This is a genomic window from Fervidobacterium changbaicum (genome assembly GCF_004117075.1).
GTDB lineage: Bacteria > Thermotogota > Thermotogae > Thermotogales > Fervidobacteriaceae > Fervidobacterium > Fervidobacterium islandicum.
Genome location: NZ_CP026721.1, coordinates 2,096,062 through 2,122,234, shown reverse-complemented (window position 1 = coordinate 2,122,234; position 26,173 = coordinate 2,096,062). Strand labels below are relative to the sequence as shown.

Sequence of the window (26,173 nt, the reverse complement as noted above, 5' to 3'; positions counted from 1 at the left end):
ACGCTGGGAATCAAAAATCCAAACCTACGAGTATTCCAAATCCTTCTGTCCCAACATGTGTTGTAACAGCTGGTCCTATATCAACAAAGTATGGTTTAACATCGTACATTTGTGCTACTTCGTACACAAAATCCTTATATTCTTCCGTTCCAACTGCCCCATAAACCCTTATTCCCCTATTTTTTTGCCTGGCCTTTTCAACAAACTCTTGAACCTTTTCTCTGATAATGTCTTTCACCTTTTTGATGCCAATGGCCTTTTGTACTAATTGAACTTCTCCATTTCGCGCTATAGTAAGTATAGGTTTGATGTGCATCATTTTACCTATCAACGAGGTAACTTTTCCAATCCTTCCACTTCTTTGAAGCTGTGTTACGTCAAAAACGGAAATCAGAAAGAGAGAATCATCTCTATAAGATATTATATCATCTTCTTCTATTTTTTTGCCAAGCGATATATCATTTACCATCCTCTCTAAAACGTATGTATTTTGAATACTAACGGTCTTTGAATCGAAAACGAACACGTTCTCGTATTTGTTCGCTATTGTGTAAAAAAGGTTATACGTTCCACTGAGTAAAGAGGAGATGGATAAAACATAGACAACGTCATATTCTTTTCGCAGTCGTCCCAGCAAATCCTCGACAAGATCCACACGAGGTAGAGAGGTCTCTACTTTTTCACCCCTATTTAGCGCCTCAAGAATCTTATCCGTTATCTCTTCTGTGTCATCAAACTCTTGGTCGTTTATGAAGACCCGGACAGGCACGGTGTATATATCAATGTTTGGACGAAAATCGTCTCTTAACTTTGTAGTGCTGTCTATCACTATGGCACTCTTCAGATGAATTCACCTCTTCAAAGAATTTGTAATTTTGCATTGCCGATCAGATATAAGCGCATTGCAAGACTTGTCTACGTCTTTTTATTCCTCTTTTCGAAATTTGTGAGGATCAAACTCCTCAGGTCTTCCAACTTCCTCTGTGAGTATAACAACGGTGCTGCTTCCATCACAGTGGAGAAAGCCATCGATAACCTTGAGCTTCTCCTCGCCACTTTCTGTCTGAATACGAACATCAGATATTGCCAGTTTTGTAATAATGGGTGCTCTCTTATCGAGAACACCCATCTCTCCTTCGACAGTTTTAAAAACTATCAATTTGGCATTGTCGAATTCAACAATTTTATACGGAGTTACTATTTTTATCTTCATCGAAATCAACTCCTAAGCAGTATCATTTCCTCTTTATCTTTTAAATAACAGCTGACTTCATAAGTTTTTTCGCTTTTTCAACAGCCTCATCTATTGTTCCAACCATATAGAATGCAGCTTCTGGTAAGTCATCGTATCTACCTTCCAATATTTCTTTGAAACCCCTTATTGTTTCTTTTATTGGAACATAGACCCCTGGGATTCCAGAGAACCTTTCTGCAACGTGTGTTGGCTGTGTGAGGAATCTCTGGATCTTTCTCGCCCTTTGAACTATCAATTTATCTTCTTCAGAAAGTTCTTCCATACCGAGTATAGCAATTATGTCTTGCAAATCTTTGTACCTCTGCAGCACTTCCTGAACACCACGTGCAACTTCATAATGCTCTTTACCAACGATGTTTGGATCAAGAATTTTAGAAGTGGAGTCAAGTGGGTCAACAGCCGGGTATAGACCAAGCGCTGCGAGTTGCCTTGAAAGAACGATTGTAGCGTCAAGATGTGTAAATGTTGTGGCAGGCGCCGGATCCGTGATATCGTCAGCAGGAACGTAAATAGCTTGAACAGATGTAATAGATCCTTTCTTAGTTGATGTTATTCGTTCTTGGAGTTCACCCATATCAGTTGAGAGTGTTGGTTGATAACCAACGGCTGATGGCATTCTTCCAAGTAAGGCTGAAACTTCGCTACCAGCCTGGACAAACCTGAATATGTTATCTATGAAAAGTAACACATCTCTACCTTCCACGTCTCTGAAATATTCAGCTATTGTCAATGCAGTTAGTGCAACCCTAAACCTCGCTCCAGGTGGTTCATTCATCTGGCCGAAGACAAGAACTGTGTTGTTTAAAACCCCTGCTTCTGTCATTTCAAGGTAAAGGTCGTTTCCTTCCCTTGTCCTTTCTCCAACACCTGCAAATATGGAAAATCCATGGTGCTCGATCGCTATGTTTCGGATCATTTCCATAACAAGAACGGTTTTTCCGACACCTGCACCGCCGAAGAATCCGATCTTACCCCCTTTTGGGAATGGGGCAAGCAGGTCTATAACCTTCAAACCTGTTTCGAGAATCTCTATCTCAGTTTTTTGTTCTGTCATACTCGGCGCAGGCCTGTGAATTGGCCAATATTCTATGTCCTTCAATTCACCCTGCTCGTCGATGGGTTCACCTATAACGTTAAACATTCTTCCCAAAACTCCACGGCCAACAGGAGCTTTGATTGGTTCGCCAGTGTTCTCTACTTCTAACCCACGAACTAAACCATCTGTGCTGTCCATAGCAACGGTCCTAACGATGTTGTCACCTATGAGTTGTTCAACTTCAAGAATAAGTTTCTTGCCTGTTTGCGGGTTTATTACAACGAGCGCATCATATATGTCTGGTAAATCTCCTTCTTGAAATTTCACGTCCACAACAGGTCCTATTATTCTTACAATCTTACCTACGGACTTTTTGGACACGCTTACCACGCTCCTTTTTATAAACAACTCGAAATTACTTTATTACTCTTCCTTCAATGCATCAGCACCGGTTACTATTTCTATTAGCTCTTGAGTAATTGAAGCTTGACGTGCCTTATTATATTCAATGGTCAATATTCTGACCACTTCTTCGGCGTTTTCGGTAGCATTCCGCATAGCATTCTGGCGTGCGTAGAGCTCACTAATTTTCGTCTCAAAAGCTAAAGAATACAAAACACTTGAAGCGTAAAATTCAACAAGTGCGTTTTGGAAACTTTCTTCAGATGGCTCGAATTCGTACCTGTCGCCTTTTTCAGTTGATCCTGATACTGAACTTGTTTCTACCTGTATAGGTGTCAAATCGTACACGTCTGGAACCTGAGCTAATTTATTTTTAAACCTTCCGTATATGACCTTTACCTTTCCAGCGCCGTTTGCTAGCAAGTCGTTAACCAATGTTTTAGTGAAATCAAAGGTTGGTGTTTCATATACGTGCTCGTATATTCGAACAACTTTCGGATTATTTCTAAAAACAGGCGCAATCTTTGCTCCGACGATGTACAGTTGATCGAAATTTTCCTTCTTATCGAGTGAAATCGCCCTTTTTGCAATCTCAGTTGGGAATGAACCGCACAATCCCATATCGGTCCCTATGACAATAAGGACCTTTTTGCCGTTTCCCGTCACGAACGGATGTTTGACTTCAAAATGGACACGCGCGGCTATTTTTTTAGTCTCATTGAGGAACTCCCGTGCCATCTGAAGTCTTTTTTCGACCTTCTTAATGCGGGCAGTTGAGACCATTTCCATGGCTTTTGTTATCTTTTGGAGTGACTGTGTTGCGTTGATTTTTCTTTTTATTTGAAGCAGTTTACCTCTGCTCATTTAATATCACTTCCCGTAAACTTTTACAAACTCTTCTTTGAACTCCTTGACTATGCTATGCAGTTTCTCTTCCAATTCTTTTGAAATCTGCTTTGTCGTCCTTATTTCGTCCAATATTTCTTTGTACTTTTCCTTTACAAATTTCAAGAATCCATCTTCGAATGGACGGACCGCAGATAGCGGCAGGTCGTCGAGATAGCCATTAACACCTGCAAATAGTACCACCACTTGCTCTTCAACTTCCATAGGGCTGTATTGCGGTTGTTTCATGAGCTCCATCAATCTCTGACCTCTTGTTATTTGTGCTTGCGTAGCTGGATCAAGCTCGGTTGCAAACTGAGCAAATGTTTCAAGCTCGCGGTACTGCGCCAAATCGAGCTTCAAAGAACCTGCGACTTGCTTCATTGCTTTGATTTGCGCAGCTCCACCGACACGAGAAACTGACAGACCTATGTTAACGGCAGGTCTTTGTCCTGCATAAAACAGGTTAGGTTCAAGGTATATCTGACCATCTGTGATGGAAATAACGTTTGTTGGAATATAAGCAGAAATATCGTTTGCCTGCGTCTCAATTATTGGAAGAGCGGTCAGAGAACCGCCTCCGTAATCCTCATTCAACCTTGCCGCACGTTCAAGTAATCTTGAGTGCAAGTAGAACACATCACCAGGGTAGGCTTCCCTTCCAGGTGGCCTTCTCAAAAGCAACGAAATTTGCCTGTAAGCAACCGCGTGCTTCGACAGGTCGTCGTAAACTACGAGCGCGTCCTTCCCATTGAACATAAAGTATTCGCCCATTGCACAACCGGCGTACGGTGCAAGGTACTGTAATGTTGCAGGGTCAGACGAAGCCGCAACAACAACGGTTGTGTATTCCATAGCACCTGTTTGCCTGAGCTTTTCGACTATTCTTGCCACTGCAGAGGCTTTTTGCCCTATTGCAACGTAGATACAATATACTCCTTTACCTTTTTGGTTGATAATTGTATCTATTGCTATAGCTGTCTTACCTGTCTGCCTATCTCCGATTATTAGTTCCCTTTGCCCTCTTCCAATGGGTATCAAAGAATCTATAACTTTGAGACCTGTTTGAAGTGGCGTATCGACAGGTTTCCTATAAATAACACCAGGCGCCTTAAATTCCACAGGTCTTGTTTCTTTGTACTCAATGGGGCCAAGTCCATCGAGCGGTTCTCCAAGAGGATTGACGACACGACCAAGGAGCCCTTCTCCAACAGGAATTTCCATGATTCTATTAAGCCTTCGAACCGTATGACCTTCTTTTATCTCTTTGTAATCACCGAGTATAATGATACCAACGTTATCTTCTTCCAGGTTGAAAGCCAATCCTTTGGTACCGGTTTCTACAAATTCAACCATTTCGTTGGCCATTACGTTGTTCAATCCATAAACTCTTGCTATGCCATCTCCGACTTGTATAACCTTTCCAACATCTTCAAGCTTTATCTCTTCTTGATATTCTGCTATTTTACTTTCCAATACTCTAACAATCTCTCCAGGGTTTAATCTCAAGGTATCACCCCTCTCTTCTCAGCACGTTGCGGGCCAAGTTCTCAAGTCTTCCTTTGATGCTTGCGTCAAACCTTTTACCAGCAAATTCCATAACAACCCCTGCAATCAAATCTTCGTTTACGGCCATGCTGAAAACAGGTTCTCTACCTGTGTATCTTCTAACAAAGTCGGCCAGCAATCTTTCTTCTTCACCCGTGAGTTCGATAGCTGCTGTCAAATTGACAGGTATCAAGCCTTTGTCTTCAAGCATGGTGTAATCGAAAAATGTAGCAATTTGTTTGATGTACTTAAGTCTCTTGTTAGCAATTAGAAGGTAAACGAAACGGCTAAAAACATGATCTACTGTTAATCCAAGCTCGTTCATTATTTGGCAGACGACTTGTGCACGGTTTTCCGGTTTTATCGCCTGATTGTTTAGAAAGACAGACATGTAGTCGTATATTTGTGTAAAAACTTTCAAGTTTTCCTTGTATTCTTCCGTTTTGTTATTAACTTTTGAAACGTTATACAAAGCCATTGCATATTTACTCGCTATAGCCGAGTACATCATTTTTCATGCTCCCTTATGATTTTCATAAGGTATTCTCTTTTTGCCTTTTCATCAACGACATCCTTGAGTACCTTCATCGCAAGGCTAATAGCAAGTTCCGTTGCAATGGATTGGACTTGGGAGATAGCTTCTTGCTTTTGCCTTTCTATTTCTGCTTGTGCATTTATTATAACCTTTTCAGCTTCTTTTTGAGCTCTTTGTTTAGCTTCATCGACAATCTTTTCCGCTTCCCTCTCTGCTGCAGCTATGATTTGTTCTGCCTTTTGCCGTGCAGCTTTGAGTTCCTCTTCTGCTTGCTTTTTCATTGCATCAGCGCTTTTACGGAGCTGTTCGGCTTCAGCCAGGTCACCCTCTATTTTTTCTCTCCGTTTATCCATCATGGAAAAGAAAGGCTTGTAAAGAAGCTTGTTCAACATCCACAACAAAAACAAAAAGCTCAGAAGTTGAACAGCAGAGGTTAAATTGATCTCAAAAAGATCCATAAGGACCGCCTCACAACGCGAAGAGTATCAAGAACGCAATAACAAGGGAATAGATACCTGTTGTTTCAGCAATAGCATCTGCGAGAATCATACGCGTTGTTATGACGTTCGTAAGCTCTGGCTGTCTGGCAATAGCATCCATAGCGTGTGCACCAATACTACCTTCACCGACACCAGGACCAATAGCACCAATACCCATAGCAAGCCCTGCACCTATGGCTTTACCCGCTACCATAATCGCTTTTGCAAGTTCTGCAGAAAATTCCATAAGCACTCCCTCCTCACAATAAGTTTAAGTTCGGATAGTATATTACTGCCTCTTCATATGCATCCACTAACCTTCGATCTGAGAAGACATGTAAGCAATTGCTAACGTGGAGAAAACAAAAGCTTGAATTAAGCCAGAGAATATTCCGAAATATGCCCACAGAAATGGTGGTAGGAACATATACTTTACAAGATAACTGATAACGAGTACCAGTATACCTCCACCTGTTATGTTACCAAAAAGACGCATCGCATGAGAAAGCGGTTTTGCAAGCTCACCCACGATGTTCATCGGAAGCATAAAGGCAACGGGTTCAAGGAATCCCTTCAGCCAGCCTTTAACACCCTTTGTCTTTATGGCAAAATACTGACTAATGATGAAAACCATAACTGCATACGTAAGATTCGTGTTTAAATCCCCTGTTGGTGGGAACCATGTATCGTTGAATAAAACAAACTTGACAGCCCTTGTTCCATTTTCAGCTATCGATACATCTACAGAAACTCCGGGAATAAATCCTCCAATAAGATTTGAAACGGCAATGTACAAAAACAAAGTCATAGAGATTTTGAAAACCGTTCTTGCATACTTTTCATTAGGAACGCTACTTTCCACAATCTCGTATAGAAAATCCATGAGGGATTCGGCAAACGCCTGCTTTCTATTGGGAATAAGTTTAAATTCCTTGTGAACGGACTTTGCAAAGGCAATTATGATGGCAACTACAGCAACAGACATGATTACAGTCATCGGGTTAATTCGGTAATACCAAGCATCTTTAGGACCAAACTGAACGATCCAGCGATTTGCTATATTTTTAAGCGCTTCTGAGGGTGGAGCGGTCATTAACTTGGCATTTAAGAGTCCCACGACAGTGTAGATTACCAAGAAAATAATCAGCTGAATTTTCGCCTTCTTACTCATCTTCTTCTTGCTCAAAGTTTCCACCTCCAGGCAAAGAGAAATACAACTATTTTTAGACTCATCAATCCAGCGAAAACACCCAAAATACCCTCTGCCGGATCATTTGAAACAACGGCTGCTAACAAAAAGAGCGATGAATAAAGTGCATATCTCAAAAAATAGCCTGTTCTGAAATACCCTTTTCCAAACTTGAAGTATCGATCTTTTGTAGTGATAATTGAGATTAATCCAATTATAACACCTGTTTCGCCTATAATCACACCAAGTGCAAAATCAAATTGCTTCAATGCAGCTCCTATCAGGAAAAATACAAGCGAAATGAAGGACGAGTAAATAATCATTTTCTTGACGAAACCTACAACTACTTGCTTGTCAGAACTATTCATCGTTTTGTTTGCCATCGTCTTTACTCTTTTCTTGATCCTTTGATATAGCCAAGTCCTCAGTCTTTTGTTTCTCAATTTTATCATATCTTTCGAGCTCTTTGATAATATAGGTTATCCCGTTGTATACACCTGATAATGTTCCAAGCACAATGAAGATAATCTTAAAAATCTTCGTTGTGGAAAATAGGCCATCTAAAAAAGCCCCAAGAAGGTAACCAACCAAGACGTTCGCTATTATTGTGAATCCCAATCCCGAGATAAGGTTCAGTTTTGTAAGCTCTTTGCCAAGACCTTTTGCCGTACCAGACTTCTTGTGTTTATAAACATCTCCAGACAAGCTTTTCATTCCTTCAAATAATAATTAATTCCCTCGGAAGGCTGGTTAATATTTCGCAGCCATTTTCTCTAACTACAACGTCTTCCTCAATCCTTATACCAAATTCACCTTCGAGGTATATGCCCGGTTCTACTGTAACAACCTGCCCAGGTTGCAAGGGCTTGTCCCATCTGAAACTAAGCCCTGGATTTTCATGTACTTCAAGACCTAGGCCGTGACCTAAACCATGGCCGAAATATTCACCGTATCCAGCCTCTTGAATGTAATTTCTTGCTATAGCATCTATTTCTTTTCCGGTAACGCCGGCTTTTATAGCATCCAGTGCTTTCTGTTGAGCTTCAAATACTATCCTGTGCACTTCCTTGACGTTGGAAGAAGGTTCTCCTACACAAAATACACGTGTTAGGTCACTGTTGTAGCCTTTATACCTTGCTCCCCAATCAACAACAACAGGCTCACCTTTTTCAATACTTTTATCAGAAGCGCGCCCGTGTGGAAGGGCTCCCCTGTAACCAGATGCGATAATAGTATCAAATGCGATATCATCCGCTCCCAGTAATTTCATTTGGTATTCAAGATAAGCTGCGAGTTCTTTTTCTTTGATACCAGGTTTCGCAATTTCCAACATCTTTTTGAATGCTTCCTGAGCAATCTCTACAGCAACTTCTATCTTTTCTATTTCATCTTCATCTTTGACAGACCTAACATCAACAACTAAGGATGATATATCCTCGAACTCGCAGTCGTTGAGCTTATCTTTCAGAGTTTCAAAAATGCTTGCAGAAATCCTTTCTTTTTCAATTGCTATTTTTCTCAAATCTAAGTTCTTGATTAACTCAACAACGGTATCCAAAAAACTTCTTGGTGGTACGTACTTTACCAATTCAAAGGTGCTTTCTTCCTTGACTTGTGTCCAGTACCTTGAGTCAGTTATAATTATATGCCTTCTTGGCGTAATCAAAAGTGCAGAAAAACTTCCCGTAAAACCGGACAGATATCTAGTAGTAACAGTATTAGAGTTTTCGATATTAATAACAACTATAGCGTCTACTTCCTTTTCAAAAACGCGTTCCTTTACTTTCTCTAGTTTTGAATTTGTCGCTCTCATATAACTTTCCTCCTTTGATTTCTAAGCCTATACTACCAATCTTTGCCGATTTCGAATTTTGTTTTTTCTTGGCGTGCTCGGCGGGACTTGAACCCGCAATCTTCGGATCCGGAGTCCGACGCTCTATCCAATTGAGCTACGAGCACGCGCCGATTGATGATTATTTGATTAAGCTAGTTCTTATAGATATACATCAATTATTTTACCACGACTTTGAAAAGAGTGACAATTTTTTCCAATCCTTCAATATCTAATTCTGACAAAAGTAGTCTATATTCTTCATTCATTATAACCGATTCTGGGAGTTTTTCAAGCGACTCAAGAGCTTGACAAAAATCTCTCCAAACTCTGTATACGAAAATACCATTTTTGAACAATGTATAAGCGATGTATAGATCTTTTGAAAACCCTATGCCTTGCCTTACTGAGAACGCTTCGACAAATGGAACTTCTATAAAAAGTGCAAAATCGCATGAAATTTGCCTTGGTTCTATCACTTCATGTTTTCTTAATTCAACAGCGCTTGTAGGGTTTTGGATATACTCAAGGAGTAATTGCTCCGCACTAAACCTATCGTCGTCCTTCTTCTCAAAAGTTTTTGCCATTTTAGTGGTTACCCTCTCATCTACAAATAATACGCGCTTGCCGCGGTCTTTTACTTTAAGCGCGAACTTTATCACTTCAAATGTTTGTGTTGAATAATTTCCGCTCATAGAAAGAGGCAAGCCGAAAACAACAGTATCGAAGTTCTCGATTTTTCTTAATAATTCCGATGTTTTCAGCGTCCCACTTTCTGATACAAACACGCTTCCAACTGCATAGCCAGATTTACTTTTTCCATAGTCAACCACTATAAATGACATTTTCTGTTCTCCTTGTTTGTAATTTAAATTATTATTTCTGAATCGTACAAGTATCTTTCATCGATGAGTTTAAACATCTCTTTTACATTGAGCGATTCTATTTGAAGTGTGTATCTTTCAAAATATCCCAATTCTATATCACGCTCTTTGAGTCTTGTTATCTTTTCTGGCTCGAAATCAACCGCACGAACTAAATTGTCTCTAATACCATCAAGGTCCTTGTAAACACTCTTTATGACCCCCTTCGGTACGTTATAATTACCAAGGAATTGCTCAAATTCTTCCATTTTCATTGGCAGGTATATATTCAACTCTTCGATGATTTTTTGAAGCTCTTCTTTAGAGGGAAAAAGTTTTTTTAGCGAATCACGTTTTCTAAAAACATCTTGCTTTGAGTAGTTAAGTTGTAGCAGTACATTTCCTTCACCACTAACTGTATCAATTATTTCGCTCAGTGTGTACGGGAAGTCGAAAAGCCTAACTTCGACTTTTCCAAAAAGTGAAGGCAAGGAATCATTGTTGGTTGATGAGACTAACCGCTTTACTTTTCTCTTTCTTACCAGATGGGAAATTATCAACCTCTGGAATGGCTCAAGTTGAGATGAGTAAAAAACCGTATCCCTGCTTGATACTCGCTTTATGTAGTTGTTGAAAAAGATTTCTACCGAGTTATGTGTAGAGAAGAGATAAACCAACGGAGAGTTAGAATTATTCAATGATTTAGGTTGGTTTCTCTTATCTTCGATCGAAAAATCGCTCTTTCCAATAACTTCGTACACTGGGAGGTTTGATTCAAATGTATACAATGTTGTGAAAAACGCCCTGTTCCCAAACATTCTAAGAATCTTTTCATAAAGATCTGGTTCGAATTTGCTCAAAAACTGAATTTCGTTGAGCACAACAAAATCAAAATCAGAGATGGAATTGATAAACTTTTCTGCATATACAGCGTTGGTTATTAAGTGCCTTCCATCAACACGATTGATTGAGTTTGCCAAAGTCAATCCCGATATATTGTGCCTTTGCAGGCTTTCATACACGTGCATTGCTTCTGTGCTAGAAGGATTGATAATGAGAGTCCTGCCCTTTCTCATCAAGTGGAAGAAGAACGCATTTCTGTACGGTATATCAAACCGTATCAACGCAGGCCTTTTTACATCACTAAGCTCCGCAACGCGGGGTAATCTCTGGTATACATCATCTTCGATTCGATGTTGATCATAATCTTCTTCTTTTTGTTGTCGCCAATTTGATATGAACGAGTGAATAAAGGTTCTATCAGCTAAATCTTCATCGTTAACGTGGGTGACTCTTAAGTCCAACAGATTTAACTGTAACCCTGTTTCTCCCATCCTCAAATTACCGACAACGTCCATCCTGAGGAATTGTGGCTGCAATCCATACAATTCAGACGGTTGAATTTTTAAGCCAAAGCCCACACCTTCTATACTTTTATTGTTACCTTTTAACGTCACACGTACATTGTACCCAGTCTCACCAAAAATCTTAAGCCTTTCTACAGCGCTGTTCTGAATCAAGAATACGGGTTCTGGATTGCCATGTCCGTATGGCTCAAGCAACTCAATTGCTTTTATGATACTGTCGTCAATCTCATCAATTGTTATCTTTTCGTCAATCATAACAACCGGTTCAACCCTTACGTCATCCTCTGTTACATGTGTCTTAATCGCTTCAATTAACTCGGGTATTTTTTCTTCCTTAAGACTAAAACCTAAGGCCATTGTGTGACCACCAAAATCCTCAAAAATGTCTCTGAACCTTTCAAGAAGCTCTATTATATTCACCCCTTGCACACTTCTCGCAGAACCCCTTGCAATACCATCTTCTTCGACGGAGATAACCATCACAGGCTTGTTGTAGAGATGAACCAACCTTGTCGCAACAATACCAATAACGCCCAAATGCCATCCGCGGCCATAGGCAACAACAATTGGAAGTGAGCTCAGTCCCTTTTCTTCGACCATTTGGACAGCTTCATTGTAGATCTTTGCCTCTATGCTTTGCCTCGTCGTATTGTATCCAAGCAACAGCTCAGCAAGTTCCGTAGCACTTGCTTCATCTTTAGTGATGATGAGCCTGAACGCATCGTCTGGAGAATCGAGCCGTCCGGCAGCATTCAACTTTGGAGCTATTCGGTAGCCAATATCACGGGAGCTTATCATCGATATTCCGAGTTTTTGAACTAAACGAACGATACCGAGTTTTGCAGTGTTGTTTAACCTTTTAAGTCCTTCTTTAACTATGTACCGGTTCTCGTCAAGTAGTTCAACCATGTCAGCAACCGTACCCAGTGCAACAAGGTCAAGCAATTCATCAACAACAGCAGGGTGGATGTTAAGCTTTTCAGCTAATGCCGATACAAGCTTGTAAGCCACACCAACACCTGCAAATTCCCTGAAAGGATATTCTTCATCATGGCGTTTTGGATTAACAATAGCATCAGCATTTGGAAGAGTTTCTTTAGGCTGGTGATGATCGGTGATAACAACCTTCATCCCAAGTTCTTTGGCTTTTTCAATAGCCTCGAATGCTGTGATTCCACAGTCCACAGTTAAAAGTACTCTTACACCGCTTTTGTAGGCATCTTCTACGAATTGTGGTTGAATACCGTAGCCGTCATCTGCACGCTTAGGAATGTAATAATCGACATCCCAACCATTCTCAGAAAGGAACGTGTACAAAACAGCAGTTCCAGTTATTCCATCAACATCGTAATCACCGTGTACCATAACTTTTTCGCTGTTATCTCTCGCTTTTAAAAGTATTTCAACAGATTTGTCCATATCCTTCAATAAAAAAGGTGAACGCAAAACCTTCCTTGTCGGATACAAGAAATTCCGAGCTTGTTCGGAGGTCTTTATACCCCGAAGCACCAACAACTTTGCCACCAAACGATCAATCTCCAGCTCTCTTGTAAGCTGGTCGACAAGTGATTCATCAACCTCTCTTAATTCCCATCTCATCAGCTCCTCAACCTTTCTTTCTTAGATTTTTAAATTCTACTTTGAATTTTACCACAAATTCAGAGTTTTTGGCTATGTAACAAGGTTAAATTTCAGAAAAAATCAAAAATTCTTAGTTCGCTTTACGAATTAAAAGTGTTATAATTATTTTGCGTGTTGTTAGATAAACAAGACAAGGGGTGAGGAAGAGTATGAAAACACTTATAAAGGGAGGAACACTCGTAACAATTACATCTGGTACATTTGTTGGTGATATCCTTATTGAAAACGGAAAGATCGCGAAAATAGGTAAATCTATTAAGTTGAAAGACAAAATGGTTGAGGTTGTCGATGCAGCTGGGAAATTCGTCCTTCCAGGATTTATAGACGCACACTCACATATTGGTCTGTTTGAAGAGGGAATAGGATTTGTTCAGGATGGAAACGAAATGACAGATCCTGTAACCCCAGATGTCCGTGCAATTGACGCTTTCAATCCGTACGATACGGCCATTAAACGTGCTTTAAATGGTGGCTTTACGACCGTTATGATAGTTCCTGGAAGTGCAAATGTCATCGGTGGACAAGGTGCTATCTTAAAATTTAAGTCACATATCGTTGATCATTGTATAGTAAAATCACCAGCCGGTTTGAAGATGGCTACAGGTGAGAACCCAAAAAGAGTTTACGGTGAGATGAAGAAGATGCCCTCTACTAGAATGGGAATCGCCGCGGTGATGAGAAACTACTTCATGAAAGTCCAAGATTATATGGAGAAGAAAAAAAGAGCTTTGGAAAAAGATGGTGTTTTTCTCGATAGAGACCCGAAGCTCGAGATTGGGGAACTGGTGCTGAAAGGTGAAATTCCAGCACGCATCCATGCACACAGAGCACAGGACATCGTCACAGCTATACGAATTGCCAAAGAGTTTGGTTTTAAACTAGTAATAGAACACGGCACAGAGGCTTACAAAGTAGCTGATTACCTTGTTGAAAATAACGTCCCTGTCGTCGTTGGACCACATGATTTTAGAAGCAAAATAGAACTCAAAGACCTGACTTATGAAAATGTGAGAATTCTCAATGAAAAAGGTGTGCTGACGGCAATTATGGTTGACCATCCAGTAATACACTTGGAGTTCGCAAATGTCCACGCAGCTTTAGCGATGAAGTACGGCGCAAAAAGAGAAGACCTTCTGAAGATGTTGACAATAAACCCAGCAAAGATTCTTGGGATTGATGACAGAGTTGGATCACTGGAACCAGGGAAGGATGCGGATATTGTTATATGGGATAATGACCCATTCCTACCACAAGCAAGAGTTGAAAAAGTCTTCATCGAAGGACAGGAAGTTAAATGGTGGGGTCAACTACCCCCGACTGAAGTCGAGGGCTTGTAAAAGCCCTGGTTGACCAGCCTAAGCACCGGACCCGAAGGACAAGGGGACGAAGGTGCTACGTTGGTAGTAGGCTCAAGACCCACTCCGGGATGCTTCTCCAGTCCCGGACACTGGAAGTGCTGGTTGCAGACAACCTTTGGGGTGTGGGCGAAACGGACCAGCACACGCGCCGGCTACCAACATTGGCGAGGAGAGTGCTAAAGTGAGACCGCTTTAGCGCGTCACAAGGCCCGTTAGGGCATTTTCATGGAGTGATAAGTATGGTGTTTGTGTTGGACAAAAACAAAAAGCCTCTGATGCCCTGTTCAGAAAAGCGCGCAAGACAGTTAGTCGTGGCAGGGCAGTGGTTCACAAAATGCATCCGTTCACTATACGTCTAAAAGACAGAACAGTACAGCAAAGCGAGTTACAACCTTTAAGATTAAAACTCGACCAAGGAGCGAAGGTTACTGGTCTTTCAGTTTTGCGAGAAGACGGAGATGTAGCAGAAACAGTTTTTCTTTGCGAGATACACCACAAAACAGACATAAAGCAAAAACTTGATGCCAGATGTGCTGTTCGTCGAAGCAGAAGAAACAGAAAGACTAGATATCGAAAGCCTAGGTTTCTAAATCGCAGACGGCCTGAAGGGTGGCTGCCACCATCGTTCAAAGCAAGAGTAAACCAGCTTATAAATGCGGTAAGGAAACTGACAAAGCTGTTGCCAATAAGTGCAATATCCATCGAAGATGCAAAGTTCGATACTCAAAAGTTGCAAAATCCAGAGATTTCTGGTATCGAATACCAACGAGGCACGCTTTTTGGCTACGAGGTAAGGGAATATCTTTTGGAAAAGTGGGGACGAAAGTGTGCGTACTGTGGTAGAAGTGACGTACCACTGGAAATCGACCACATCGTACCAAGGTCAAGAGGTGGCACAGATAGAGTATCAAATCTAACACTTGCTTGCCGTGAGTGTAACCAAAAGAAGGGCAACAAAACAGCTGCTGAGTTTGGATACCCACATGTTGAAGAGCAGGCAAGGCAAACATACAAGCAACCAGCATTCATGAATTCAATACGCTCATATCTGCGCAAATCATTAAGCGGTTTTGGAATACCAGCTGAATACGGAACAGGAGCGCTAACAAAGGCAAATCGCATTCGTCTTGGACTTCCTAAAAAGCACTACTTTGATGCTTGCTGTGTTGGTGAGAGCACGTCAAGTGAGATACGTATAACCCAAAGTTACGTGCAAATCTGGCATGCAGTTGGTCGTGGTACAAGGCAGATGTGCAATACTGATAAATTTGGTTTTCCACGTGGGCATAGACAAAGACGTAAGAAACACTTTGGTTTTCAAACTGGAGATATAGTTAAAGCTATTGTGCCACGAGGAAAGTACGCTGGCATTTGGGTAGGTGCAGTAGCAGTGAGAGGAAGTGGATTTTTCGACATTAAGGATACGAATGGCAAAAGGATTTGTCAGGGAATAAGTTATAAGTACTGCAAGCTGATTCAAATAGCTGATGGTTGGCAATATAGCAAGAGGAAAGCAAACTATTCCAAGTCTCACACGACAGAAGTCGCGTGCCTCTAAGTCGGAGGTGAATAATTCTGATGATCACGCTCGGCACACCAAAGGTATTTATAACCTACGCAATCCCTGAAAAAGGAATCGAAATACTGAAAGAAAAGTTTGAAGTTGATGTATACTATGGTGAAGATTTTTTGGGAAAAGAAGAACTTCTTAAGCGAGCAAAATCCGCGGACGCTGTAATCACACAACTTAGAGATCCAATAGATGCAGAATTCATAAATAATTTAGAGAGAACAAAAATCATAGCGAACTACGCTGTTGGATATAACAACATTGATGTGGAAGCAGCGACTAAGAAAGGTATCTTTGTAACTCACACACCAGGTGTTTTGACGGAAGCAACTGCCGACATAGCGTTCGCACTTATTTTGGCTGTTGCAAGACGTATAGTAGAGGCAGACAAATTCGTGCGAGAAGGTAATTTCGTAGGATGGAAGCCAAAATTGTTCCTCGGGTACGATTTGTACGGTAAGACGTTAGGTATTATTGGCATGGGTAGAATAGGACAAGCGGTGGCCAGGCGAGCCTTGGGATTTGGAATGAGGATCGTGTACTTCAACAGGCACCGACTACCCGAAGAAATAGAAAGACAGTACAATGCTGAATACGTCGATTTGGATTCACTTATCGAAACCTCAGACTTCATCTCAATCCATACACCGCTGACGAAAGAAACGTATCACCTCATAGATGCTAATCGAATTGCTAAAATGAAGTCAAATGCTATTTTGATTAATACAGCCAGAGGACCCGTTGTTGATGAGAAGGCCCTCTACGAGGCTCTTAAAGAAAGAAAAATTGCAGGAGCTGGTTTTGATGTTTATGAAAACGAACCCCAGCTCACACCTGGTTTAGAAAAATTAGATAACGTAGTACTCTTACCACACATAGGTTCTGCAACTTACGAAACAAGAGATCGAATGTCAGAAATGGTAGCACTCAATGTAATTTACGCCTTAGAAGGTAAGATTCCACCAAACCTTGTTCCAGAACAAAAATCAATATTCCAAGGGTAATAAAAAAGACCTCCAGCAGCAAGCCGGAGGTCTTTCTTTCTATATCAAGCTTTCTTAACAGCTTTAGCCATCTCAATCGCAAGCTTTCTTAAGCGGTTGAAATCCTCCTCTTTTGGCGTGAATTGAACTTCAACAGGTTCACCAACCAGTTCCCATTTGTTCTTTTGGATGTACTCAACTAATCCCTTCACTCCTCCACCACTCCAACCGTATGTTCCAAAAACGCCGAAGACTCTGTTGGGAAGTCCCTTGTGAGATAAATTAATTACCAAGTTCTCCATAGGTGGGAAGATCCAGTTATTGTAAGTGCATGTTCCGAGTATTACACCCTTAAATCTCCAGATTTCATTAATGATGAACGATTCGTGTGTTGTTGATGTGTTCATGACTCTAATGTTCTTAACTCCTTCTTCTGCAAGGACTCTCGCAATATAGTCCGCCATCTTTTCGGTGCTCCCATACATAGTTCCGTAGGCTATAACAACACCCTCTTCATATTCATATTTGCTCCACCTATCATATGCACTTATTATATGATTTGGATCTGTTCTCCATACAGGGCCATGGGTGGAACACACGATTTTGATTTCGAGCCCTGAGAGCTTTTGAAGAGCTTTTTGAACCATCGGACCAAATTTACCGACGATATTTGAATAGTACCGCCTTATTTCGTTTTCAAAGTAATCAACATCCACTTCATCATCAAAAATGCCACCATCAAGTGAGCCAAAACCGCCGAAAGCGTCACCAGAGAACAAGATTTTATCCTTCAACTCGTAAGTCATCATTGTCTCTGGCCAGTGAACCATAGGGGTCATATAAAATTTCAAAGTCCTACTGCCAAGATTAATTTCATCGCCTTCTTTTACTTCGTGGAAATTCGCTTCCAAGTGATACATGGCTTTTATAAATTCAAATGTCTTTTTGTTCCCGACGATCTTCACATTCGGGAAAGCGTGAACTATCGATGATATAGCTCCCGAGTGATCAGGCTCCATATGATTTATTATCAAGTAATCAAGAGGTTTTCCATCGAGGATTTGAGCAATCTTCTCAATATACTCCTTCATCTTGCTAACCTTGACAGTATCAATAAGTGCGGTTTTTTCATCGACCACAAGGTATGAGTTGTATGAAACACCTTTTGTCAAAGGCCAAATGTTTTCAAACAAGTGCGTGTCTCTGTCATTTACGCCAACATAGTAAACACCGTCAACAATCTTTGCCACAATCTCCATCATCAGCACCTCCAAAGGAGACGATTTTACAAATTAACGCTCAATCTGATTATATCAAACCTTTCATGTTATATCAAGTCTAATGTTTAACAAAATAAACCAACGAAACAAATAAAGTTTTAAGTATCGTACTCGTTTTTGAACTTGAATCTAACTTTTGCTAATTCTTTTAACTGATTTTTTCAAAAGTTTTTGACGATTGTTAATTAACAACTAACCTTTTAGCTTCACATATATCCCAACAAGGCAGGTGTACGGCTTTATAATCCTTTCATAGTATAGCATATCTTTATACGCATGTTCATTGCCAATTGTGAGCCAGTCTACCCACGCAGCTTCAAAACCATCCATTTCCCACGTCACTACAGAGTCTATTCTTTCGTTCTCACCAATGAGCCCCTTCCAAGTTTTAGGACTTTTAAACATCTTGGCATCATCGCCAAGCCAATCTGATAGGAGTTCTTCTACTTGTGCTGCGTATTCATCCTTCACTCCTGGAATGCCTATCAGGACCTATCCGCCGTCTTTCAAAAGTGGAAGTATTTTTTCTTGAAAAAACCCAACCTCACCACCAAAATAGTGGTAGGAATCGATGCTAATCATGGCGCTAAATATCCTTTCTTCAAAACGCAGATTATTTGCATCTTCACAAATAGGTGTTACCTTATCATCAATGCTCCATTCTGAAAATCGCTTCCAGTTTTCTTGCTCAGTTATCCAAAGATCAACTGCATAAACTTTCGCACCAGTTTCCTTTGCGATGACAAGACTTGATAGTCCTTTCCCACATCCTAAGTCAAGGACCAAATCATCAGTGCCTACTTTCAAAGGGTATTTATTTAATAACTCCTCGAGAATCACTACACAGTTTGGACCCATCATCGTTTCCGAAGAGATGTAATCTCTATAACGATTTGCTTCCAAGTATAATCACTCCGATTTCTCTAATAACACAACAGTTTCCACGTGATACGTCTGAGGGAACATATCAAAAGGCTGGACGGAGATTATTTTGTACTTTTCCTTCAGAATCGCCAAATCTCTTGCCAGAGTTGTAGGATCACACGAGATATAAGCTATTTTTTCTGGGCTGATCCGTATTATCTCTTCACACACTTCTTTTCCAGCCCCGCTCCGCGGTGGGTCAAGGACTATAATGTTGACTTTGTTATCAAACGATTTTAGATATTCTTCGACATCTGCTTCTTCAAATTTCACATTTCTCAAATTGTTTATATTCGCGTTCGCTTTCCCAGCCTTAACTGCTATATGAGAGCTCTCAACAGCTGTGACGTGTTTTGAGAGCATGGCTAAACGCATACTGAATGTTCCAACACCAGCGTAGAGGTCCAACACCCTTTCGCTACCTTTCAAATCAAGCTGTTTTGTAACGTATTCTATCATTTTAGCAGCAACATGATAGTTGTTTTGAAAAAATGCCGTCGGAGGAATTTGGAATTTTTCATAATCCATCTCTACCTCCAAAACACCTGAGCCGTAAAGCGTTTTGTACGGCCCTCTTAGTACGACGCTATCTGAGGAATTCATAACATGAATTATGGAATTTATCTGAGGAACTCTCTTCAACAGTTCTGCCCTGATAAACTTCGCTTCTTCAAATCTTTCTGTTCTAGTGACGAATATTGCCATAGTTTGGTTGTTAGAGTGAGAGTACCTCATAACCAAATGCTTAAGCATGCCTGAACGCGTTTTCGGATTGTAGATTTTAGCTTTGCTTAATTCAACAATCTCTGGGACGACCTCTAAAGCCCTGTTAAACGAGCTGGGTGATATTGGACATTCGTCAATATCGACAACTCTGTTACTATTTCTCATCTTTAATCCAAGGATAACGCCTTCCTTGTTGCTATACGAGAATGCAAACTCCATTTTATTTCTGTAACCGAATTCCAAATCGCTCGGAATTGTTCGGGCGACATCGGTTTCGATTTTTCCTATACGTTTTAATTGCTCTTTAACAATTTGAGTTTTCAATTCCAGTTGTTTCTCGTATTCCACATCCATTATCTGGCATCCGCCACAAACATTGAAATATTTGCACTTCGGTGCCCTGCGAATGTCTGACTTTTCTAGTAGATTTACCAGTCTTCCAAAAGCCAAATCAGATTTTTCTTGGAGAATTTCGATCTGTGCCAAGTCACCTGGATACGTACCTTCTACGAAGACCAACTTACCGCCCGGCAGTTTCCCGATACCGTACCCACCATATGCGTAGCGCTCTATGTAAACCGTGTAAGCTTGTCCCACATCCCTTGTGTGTTTCGAAAAGTCTTTGTCAATCATGATCCCATTCCTCCTATTAAAATCGAGTCTTTTCATCATACCAACTAATTTTAGCACATCTATTATTTTGTATCAAATTTCTGGACTATTCCGAAGTATATCGAGGCTACAAAAGCCACAGGAATGGCAAGGCCCAATGATAAAATGATGTTATTACCGACCACAGAATTATAACCTGTTGCGATGAAATCTCCTAACGACCATGCGAATCCCATAGCAACCGATGAAGCTAACGCCTTTCTGTTCGGTAGGATCTTCTGAGCTTGGACAACGTTTGCAGACATCAAAAGAAAACCAAAAAAGTCGAAAAGTACAAAGGAAATGAAAATCGAAGCAATGCCTTTACTAGATATCAACCAAAATATAGTTAGGCCCATGCCTATGAAAGCTACCAAGTCCTGCTTTTTTGCACCTATTTTTTCCATTAAAACAACGCCCAGGTAGTTGGCAAAAACGCCTGCTATCATACCGGACGTTATTAGCAAACCTGATAGTGAGATTGAATAGTGACGCACGTTCGTGATGTAAATTGGCGTGTAGGTGTGCACAACTGACATCAGAAAGCTGCGAACAGTTACGACAAGCAATATAGGTAGTAACTTCATTACCTCTTTCAAATCGAACTTCTGACTGTGAACCGTTCGGTTTGGAATGTTGATCCTTAGCAAAAACAAAGCCAGCACGACAGCGGGGAGTGCTACTAGCCAAAGTGATTCTATTGGAAAATGTGAGACGTAAAGTGAGATAAAAACAGGGCCGAGTGCGGCTCCAAGCGTTCCTGCGATTGAGAAAACTGCTACAGTTCTTCCCCCAACCTCGCCGGCCATGGAAGCCCCAAGAGGATGAAAGGCAGAGTTCGCAATCCTGACAACAAAGACTGCAGCAATGAACATCCAAAAGTTTGTCGATAAGCCTATTAGCGAAATCCCTAATGCTTCCATAACATACATCGTGAAAAGCAGACTCTTGGTGTACTTCACCCTATCAAAGAAAAATCCAAAGAAGATTTGGAAAAGACTGGCTGTGGCTGATGACAAAGCCAGGAAAGAAGTTAGCATGCGAACTTCTATCGGAAACTTTTGGATTATAAACGGCCCCAAAGGATTGAAGAACGATACGTAGAAATCTAGAAAAAAGTGTGAAAATACAGATAGAACAGACATCATGTTTAATCCCATAAACCTTTCGCACCCCTTTCCACGGTATTGTGTCGCAACGTTTGTTGTTTAAAAGTTTGCCATGCGAACAATTTAATTTTCGTTATCTATTCTAACACATGTGGTATATTCCCACAACATAAGATGTATGGTAAAATAATGTAAACAGTACCGAGGAGGAGTTCGTATGGATGGTTTTCACAAGTTATTGACTGGTGAGTGGGTCGATTCGATTACAAGACTGCCAAACCATGAATTTGCAAAAAGAATAGTTGACCAACTTAAGCAGAGTGAAGATTTGTTCTACCTCTTACATGTAAAGCTCAAATTTCAGGCAAGCAGCGATGATTTAAGAAATTTTGTGCTTTCCAGAGTTTCTTCAGTTATTAAGCACAGTGTAAGAATACCAAAGGATTTCGTTTGCAAGATGGAGGGTAATGACTTTTGCATAGTACTCCATGGAATTGATGACAACGAAGCAAAAAAGATCGCAAGCAGGATAAAGGACTCTTTACACTACCTTTTGTTAACGTACGGGTCAGAGAAAATCCAAATAGATTGCGATATAGAGATAAGTACGGTTGGAGGTGCTAAGGATGGAGATAGGAACACGTTATGATCCAACAAATATCGAGATGAAGTGGTACAAAAAATGGCTTGAAAAAGGCTATTTCACGCCCAAAGGCACAGGTCCGAAGTATTCGATTGTTATTCCACCGCCAAATATAACTGGTAGGATTCATATAGGGCATGCCCTTAATATCACAATTCAAGATATCCTAAGCCGTTACAAGCGCATGCAAGGTTTCGATGTACTCTGGCTTCCCGGCGAAGATCACGCAGGAATTGCAACGCAAACAGCCGTTGAAAAGTATCTTGCCACGCAGGGAAGGAGTCGTAGAGATTTTACAAGAGAAGAGTTCTTGGAGATAGTATGGGATTGGGCAAATAAGTATAGGGAAGAGATAAAGAAGCAGATAATGTCTATAGGGGCGTCTGTCGACTGGACTCGTGAGCGTTTTACTTTGGATGAAGGCTTGTCTAAAGCGGTTAGAAAAGTTTTTGTGGATTTGTACAAGAAAGGGTTAATTTACAAAGGAAAGTACATCGTCAACTGGTGTCATAGATGTGGAACAGTGCTCTCAGATGAAGAAGTTGAGTACCATGAAGAAGAAGGTGCGCTTTACCACATTAAGTATCCTATCAAAGGTGAAGATGATTACTTGATTATAGCAACTACCAGGCCAGAAACAATGCTTGGCGATACAGCAGTTGCAGTCCATCCATCAGATGAAAGGTATAAAAAATACGTTGGAAAGACAGCTATACTACCTTTGGTTAGTAGAGAACTCCCGATAATTGCCGATAACTACGTTGATCCATCTTTTGGAACAGGAGCGCTTAAAGTAACACCAGCACATGATCCCAACGATTATCTTATAGGGCAGAGACACAATCTGCCATTTGTAGATATCTTCGATGAAAACATCGTAATCAATGAAAATGGCGGAAAATTCAAGGGCTTAACCGCCACTGAGGCAAGAAAAGTTATAGTTGAAGAACTCGAAGCACAGGGGTATTTGGTGAAAATTGAAAAAATCAAACATTCTGTAGGACGCTGCTACAGATGTGACACAGTTGTAGAACCAAGGTTGATGGACCAATGGTTCGTGAGTATGAAACCACTGGCCAAGAGGGCAATAGAAGCCGTTGAAAATGACGAGGTCAGATTCATTCCAGAAAGATGGAAGAAAGTTTATCTCAACTGGATGTACGAAATCAGAGATTGGTGTATTAGTAGACAGCTATGGTGGGGGCATAGAATCCCTGTCTGGCAATGCCAAAACTGTGGGCACTACAACGTGTCGGAAGACGAACCGAAGTTGTGTGAGAAATGTGGTAGCACTAATTTGAGACAGGATGAAGATGTCCTTGACACATGGTTTAGCTCTGCACTCTGGCCGTTTAGTACAATGGGCTGGCCAGAAGAAACGGAAGATTTGAAGAGATACTATCCAACTGATGTCTTGGTAACGGGATTTGATATCATCTTCTTCTGGGTTGCCAGGATGATAATGATGGGCTATGAGTTTATGAACGAAAAACCATTCAGCGAAGTATATATCCATCAACTCGTCAGGGATAAATACGGAAGAAAGATGAGTAAGTCTCTCGGAAACGGAATTGATCCACTTGAAGTTATAGATGAATACGGTGCTGATCCTATGAGATTTACACTCGCTATCCTTGCAGCACAAGGCAGAGACCTGAAACTCGATGTAAGGTTCTTTGATACCTACAAGAAATTTGCCAATAAGATATGGAACGCTTCAAGGTTCGTTTTCATGAACCTTGACGACTTCGAGAAAATCGAAATACGAAAAGAACATCTGAAACTATCAGACAAATGGATTCTGTCAAGACTGCAGAAAATAATAAGAAAAGTTACAGAAGCTTTAGACAATTATGATTTCAACATAGCCGCAGGAGAGATTTACAACTTCTTCTGGGATGAATTATGTGATTGGTACATAGAAGCTGTAAAGAACAGACTTAAGAGTGAAGATAAAAGAATTGTTCAGAACGTTCTTGTTTACGTCCTTGACATGAGCTTAAGGTTATTGCATCCGTTTATGCCGTTCTTAACGGAAGAACTGTGGACAAAGCTTCCTACGGCTGAAGAGTCGATAGTTGTAGCTTCATGGCCAAGGGTATCGGAAGAATACGTAGACGAGGCAGCTGAGAAGAGGTTCGAGGAAATAATGTCTATCATCAGAGGAGTTAGAAACGTTAGAGCAGAAGTGAACGTTCCACAATCAACGAAGGTGGAACTATTCATAAAGGGTACACTTAACGAGGAAGAACAAGATTACATCAAATTCCTTGGTAATGTTTCGAATATCCAGTTCACAGAGTCAAGGCCGAAGCTCTGTGCAACGGCTTACGTGTCTTTAGATATAGAGGCTTACGTTTCCCTAGGTGAACTCATTGATGTAAGTGCAGAGGTACAACGGCTTAGAAAGAAAGTTGAAAAATTGAAAACGGATTTGGAGAAATTTGCCAAAAAACTTGAAGATGAAAACTTCCTCAAAAACGCACCTGAAGACATAGTTGAGGAAACAAAAGAAAAGCAAAAAACATTCTTGGAACAAATAAATAGGATTGAGCAAATAATCTCCGATCTGGAGGCTCAGGGATGAGGTGTGAAGCGTTTTTTGAAGTCTTAAAATACCTTTACTTCACAAGACCTTACAACACTATGAAACTCGGACTTTTCAGGATAGAGAATTTGCTCTCCAGAATGGGTAATCCCCATTCTGGAGTTAAATATTTCCATGTGACAGGCTCTAATGGAAAGGGCAGTGTAACAACTTTCCTGGAATACCTCACGTATTATCACGGACACAGCGTAACAGGTTTCTACTCACCACATCTGTCAACTATCTTGGAGAGATTCCACTACAACACAAGATACATTTCTCAAGATGAATTTGTAGAGGCAGCTTTGGAAGTTAAAAAACACGCTGAAGAAATGGATAAGTTAGGTGAGGAATTCGCTCCGAGTTTTTTTGAGTACATGACAGCAATGTACTTCTATATAACGAAGAAAAGTAGAGCAGAGTACGGAAGTGTTGAGGTTGGACTAGGAGGAAGGTTCGATTCAACGAATGTTATAATCCCCGAAGTCTCTGTAATCTGCACTGTTTCTTTAGAACACACAAATGTGCTTGGTAACACTGTAGAACAAATTGCTTTTGAAAAGGCAGGGATTATAAAAGAGCAGAAACCCGTTGTCGTTGGAGCTATGCCTGACTCGGCCTTGGAAGTTATAAAACAGGTGGCAAGAGAGAAAAACTCAATGGTATACGAATATGGTAAGGATTTCTACGTCGAGCCAGTTCAATTTTCATTCAATGCAAATGTATACAACTACTACGGTAGCACAACTATCAAAAATATCAAAGTGAAACTGAACGGAAAACATCAACTGTACAACGTCGGTTTAGCTTTGAAAACTTTTGAACTAGTTGAAAAAATCGATGAAGATGGTGTGAAAAGGGCATTTGAAGAGGCATTTATTCCAGGAAGGTTTGAAATGGTCAACGACATTGTACTGGATGGTTCCCATAACCCACAAGCGGCGGAAAAATTTGCCGAAAACCTGGATCTGTATTTTCCAGAAAAGAGGAAAGCTGCGGTTTTCGGTATCGTGGATGACAAGGACAAAGAAGGCGTTTTAAAAGTGATTGGACCAAAGTTCGATACGTTGATAATAACAAGACCTCCGTCAAAAAGGGCTGAGAAAGTAGCTGAGACATACGAAATTGCTAAAAAATACTGCAAAAACGTTTTGTTTGAACGAGATTATATAAAAGCTGTCGAATTGCTTAAGACAACTGAAGCAGAAGTTAAATTTGTGACAGGTTCATTCTATTTGGTTGGATACGTACGTGATTATCTTTTAAATGGAAAAATAGGCGAAGAATTGATGATAGGAGGTGCGTAAGTGT

The 26,173-nt window shown here is 40.7% G+C and carries 24 protein-coding genes, 1 tRNA gene and 1 pseudogene; 6 read left to right on the top strand and 20 right to left on the bottom strand.

Annotated features, from left to right (window positions below):
* Nucleotides 1-10: 10 nt before the first annotated feature.
* The 15 genes from CBS1_RS09660 to recJ form a co-directional block, all read right to left on the bottom strand.
* Nucleotides 11-829 carry a DegV family protein gene (locus tag CBS1_RS09660; RefSeq protein WP_236938531.1) on the bottom strand — a complete coding sequence of 273 codons (819 nt, stop codon included), beginning with the start codon at nt 827-829 and terminating at the stop codon, nt 11-13.
* A 96-nt stretch (nt 830-925) separates the two neighbouring features.
* Nucleotides 926-1,213 carry a F0F1 ATP synthase subunit epsilon gene (locus CBS1_RS09655; RefSeq protein WP_033191081.1) on the bottom strand — a complete coding sequence of 96 codons (288 nt, stop codon included), beginning with the start codon at nt 1,211-1,213 and terminating at the stop codon, nt 926-928.
* 40 nt (nt 1,214-1,253) lie between these two features.
* Nucleotides 1,254-2,672 carry a F0F1 ATP synthase subunit beta gene (gene atpD / locus CBS1_RS09650; RefSeq protein WP_033191080.1) on the bottom strand — a complete coding sequence of 473 codons (1,419 nt, stop codon included), beginning with the start codon at nt 2,670-2,672 and terminating at the stop codon, nt 1,254-1,256.
* Nucleotides 2,673-2,714: 42 nt separating this feature from the next.
* Nucleotides 2,715-3,557: an ATP synthase F1 subunit gamma gene (atpG, locus tag CBS1_RS09645; RefSeq protein WP_090222374.1), complete on the bottom strand. Its 843-nt coding sequence runs from the start codon at nt 3,555-3,557 to the stop codon at nt 2,715-2,717.
* A 6-nt stretch (nt 3,558-3,563) separates the two neighbouring features.
* A complete protein-coding gene (gene atpA / locus CBS1_RS09640) occupies nt 3,564-5,087 on the bottom strand; it encodes a F0F1 ATP synthase subunit alpha (protein ID WP_033191078.1) in 1,524 nt (507 codons plus the stop codon).
* 4 nt (nt 5,088-5,091) lie between these two features.
* Nucleotides 5,092-5,637, bottom strand: a complete 546-nt coding sequence (locus tag CBS1_RS09635; protein ID WP_090222372.1) for a F0F1 ATP synthase subunit delta — start codon at nt 5,635-5,637, stop codon at nt 5,092-5,094.
* On the bottom strand, nt 5,634-6,119 hold the full coding sequence (atpF, locus tag CBS1_RS09630) for a F0F1 ATP synthase subunit B (protein WP_033191076.1): 486 nt from the start codon (nt 6,117-6,119) through the stop codon (nt 5,634-5,636). The genes CBS1_RS09635 and atpF overlap by 4 nt, the downstream gene beginning before the upstream one ends.
* Before the next feature lie 10 nt (nt 6,120-6,129).
* Nucleotides 6,130-6,387: a F0F1 ATP synthase subunit C gene (locus CBS1_RS09625; RefSeq protein WP_033191075.1), complete on the bottom strand. Its 258-nt coding sequence runs from the start codon at nt 6,385-6,387 to the stop codon at nt 6,130-6,132.
* A 66-nt stretch (nt 6,388-6,453) separates the two neighbouring features.
* A complete protein-coding gene (atpB, locus tag CBS1_RS09620; RefSeq protein ID WP_033192402.1) occupies nt 6,454-7,311 on the bottom strand; it encodes a F0F1 ATP synthase subunit A in 858 nt (285 codons plus the stop codon).
* An 11-nt stretch (nt 7,312-7,322) separates the two neighbouring features.
* Nucleotides 7,323-7,712, bottom strand: coding sequence for a hypothetical protein (locus tag CBS1_RS09615; RefSeq protein WP_033191074.1), 390 nt, complete (start codon nt 7,710-7,712; stop codon nt 7,323-7,325).
* Entirely contained in the window at nt 7,690-8,034 is a 345-nt protein-coding gene (locus CBS1_RS09610) for an AtpZ/AtpI family protein (protein ID WP_241685521.1), read from the bottom strand. Before CBS1_RS09610 ends, CBS1_RS09615 begins: the two co-directional genes overlap by 23 nt.
* Before the next feature lie 13 nt (nt 8,035-8,047).
* Complete coding sequence (locus CBS1_RS09605) at nt 8,048-9,142, bottom strand: M24 family metallopeptidase (protein ID WP_033191073.1); 1,095 nt, start codon at nt 9,140-9,142, stop codon at nt 8,048-8,050.
* 69 nt (nt 9,143-9,211) lie between these two features.
* Nucleotides 9,212-9,288 (bottom strand) — tRNA-Arg (locus CBS1_RS09600).
* A 51-nt stretch (nt 9,289-9,339) separates the two neighbouring features.
* Nucleotides 9,340-10,005, bottom strand: coding sequence for a Holliday junction resolvase RuvX (gene ruvX, locus CBS1_RS09595; RefSeq protein WP_033191072.1), 666 nt, complete (start codon nt 10,003-10,005; stop codon nt 9,340-9,342).
* A 23-nt stretch (nt 10,006-10,028) separates the two neighbouring features.
* A complete protein-coding gene (gene recJ / locus CBS1_RS09590; RefSeq protein WP_033191071.1) occupies nt 10,029-12,989 on the bottom strand; it encodes a single-stranded-DNA-specific exonuclease RecJ in 2,961 nt (986 codons plus the stop codon).
* Nucleotides 12,990-13,180: 191 nt separating this feature from the next.
* Here recJ and CBS1_RS09585 point away from each other — a divergent pair, with 191 nt between their 5' ends.
* The 3 genes and pseudogenes from CBS1_RS09585 (at nt 13,181) to CBS1_RS09575 (ending at nt 16,963) form a co-directional block, all read left to right on the top strand.
* The gene (locus tag CBS1_RS09585) at nt 13,181-14,368 is read left to right on the top strand and encodes an amidohydrolase (RefSeq protein ID WP_033191070.1); all 1,188 of its coding nucleotides are present in this window, start codon (nt 13,181-13,183) and stop codon (nt 14,366-14,368) included.
* 260 nt (nt 14,369-14,628) lie between these two features.
* Nucleotides 14,629-15,947, top strand: a pseudogene (gene iscB / locus CBS1_RS09580) (RNA-guided endonuclease IscB).
* Between the two features lie 20 nt (nt 15,948-15,967).
* Nucleotides 15,968-16,963, top strand: a complete 996-nt coding sequence (locus CBS1_RS09575; protein ID WP_033191069.1) for a 2-hydroxyacid dehydrogenase — start codon at nt 15,968-15,970, stop codon at nt 16,961-16,963.
* 44 nt (nt 16,964-17,007) lie between these two features.
* On the opposite strand, the gene CBS1_RS09570 is transcribed toward CBS1_RS09575, so the two are convergent.
* The 5 genes from CBS1_RS09570 to CBS1_RS09555 all read right to left on the bottom strand — a co-directional run bounded on the left by CBS1_RS09570 (nt 17,008) and on the right by CBS1_RS09555 (nt 21,683).
* Nucleotides 17,008-18,201: an FprA family A-type flavoprotein gene (locus tag CBS1_RS09570; RefSeq protein WP_033191068.1), complete on the bottom strand. Its 1,194-nt coding sequence runs from the start codon at nt 18,199-18,201 to the stop codon at nt 17,008-17,010.
* Nucleotides 18,202-18,414: 213 nt separating this feature from the next.
* Nucleotides 18,415-18,693, bottom strand: a complete 279-nt coding sequence (locus tag CBS1_RS10575) for a hypothetical protein (RefSeq protein WP_203225737.1) — start codon at nt 18,691-18,693, stop codon at nt 18,415-18,417.
* A gap of 21 nt (nt 18,694-18,714) precedes the next feature.
* Nucleotides 18,715-19,125 (bottom strand): SAM-dependent methyltransferase, encoded by a 411-nt coding sequence (locus tag CBS1_RS10570; RefSeq protein WP_203225738.1) that lies wholly within the window; start codon nt 19,123-19,125, stop codon nt 18,715-18,717.
* Nucleotides 19,126-19,131: 6 nt separating this feature from the next.
* Nucleotides 19,132-20,505, bottom strand: coding sequence for a 23S rRNA (uracil(1939)-C(5))-methyltransferase RlmD (rlmD, locus tag CBS1_RS09560; RefSeq protein WP_090222368.1), 1,374 nt, complete (start codon nt 20,503-20,505; stop codon nt 19,132-19,134).
* Nucleotides 20,506-20,567: 62 nt separating this feature from the next.
* Nucleotides 20,568-21,683: an MFS transporter gene (locus CBS1_RS09555; RefSeq protein ID WP_052107048.1), complete on the bottom strand. Its 1,116-nt coding sequence runs from the start codon at nt 21,681-21,683 to the stop codon at nt 20,568-20,570.
* Nucleotides 21,684-21,849: 166 nt separating this feature from the next.
* Between CBS1_RS09555 and CBS1_RS09550 the strand changes: the two genes are divergently transcribed.
* From CBS1_RS09550 to CBS1_RS09540, 3 genes are read left to right on the top strand one after another with little or no spacing between them, the layout of a single operon-like run.
* On the top strand, nt 21,850-22,281 hold the full coding sequence (locus CBS1_RS09550; RefSeq protein WP_090222366.1) for a GGDEF domain-containing protein: 432 nt from the start codon (nt 21,850-21,852) through the stop codon (nt 22,279-22,281).
* On the top strand, nt 22,259-24,862 hold the full coding sequence (locus tag CBS1_RS09545) for a valine--tRNA ligase (RefSeq protein WP_090222364.1): 2,604 nt from the start codon (nt 22,259-22,261) through the stop codon (nt 24,860-24,862). Before CBS1_RS09550 ends, CBS1_RS09545 begins: the two co-directional genes overlap by 23 nt.
* Nucleotides 24,859-26,169 (top strand): bifunctional folylpolyglutamate synthase/dihydrofolate synthase, encoded by a 1,311-nt coding sequence (locus CBS1_RS09540; protein ID WP_090222363.1) that lies wholly within the window; start codon nt 24,859-24,861, stop codon nt 26,167-26,169. The genes CBS1_RS09545 and CBS1_RS09540 overlap by 4 nt, the downstream gene beginning before the upstream one ends.
* The last annotated feature ends 4 nt before the right edge of the window (nt 26,170-26,173 follow it).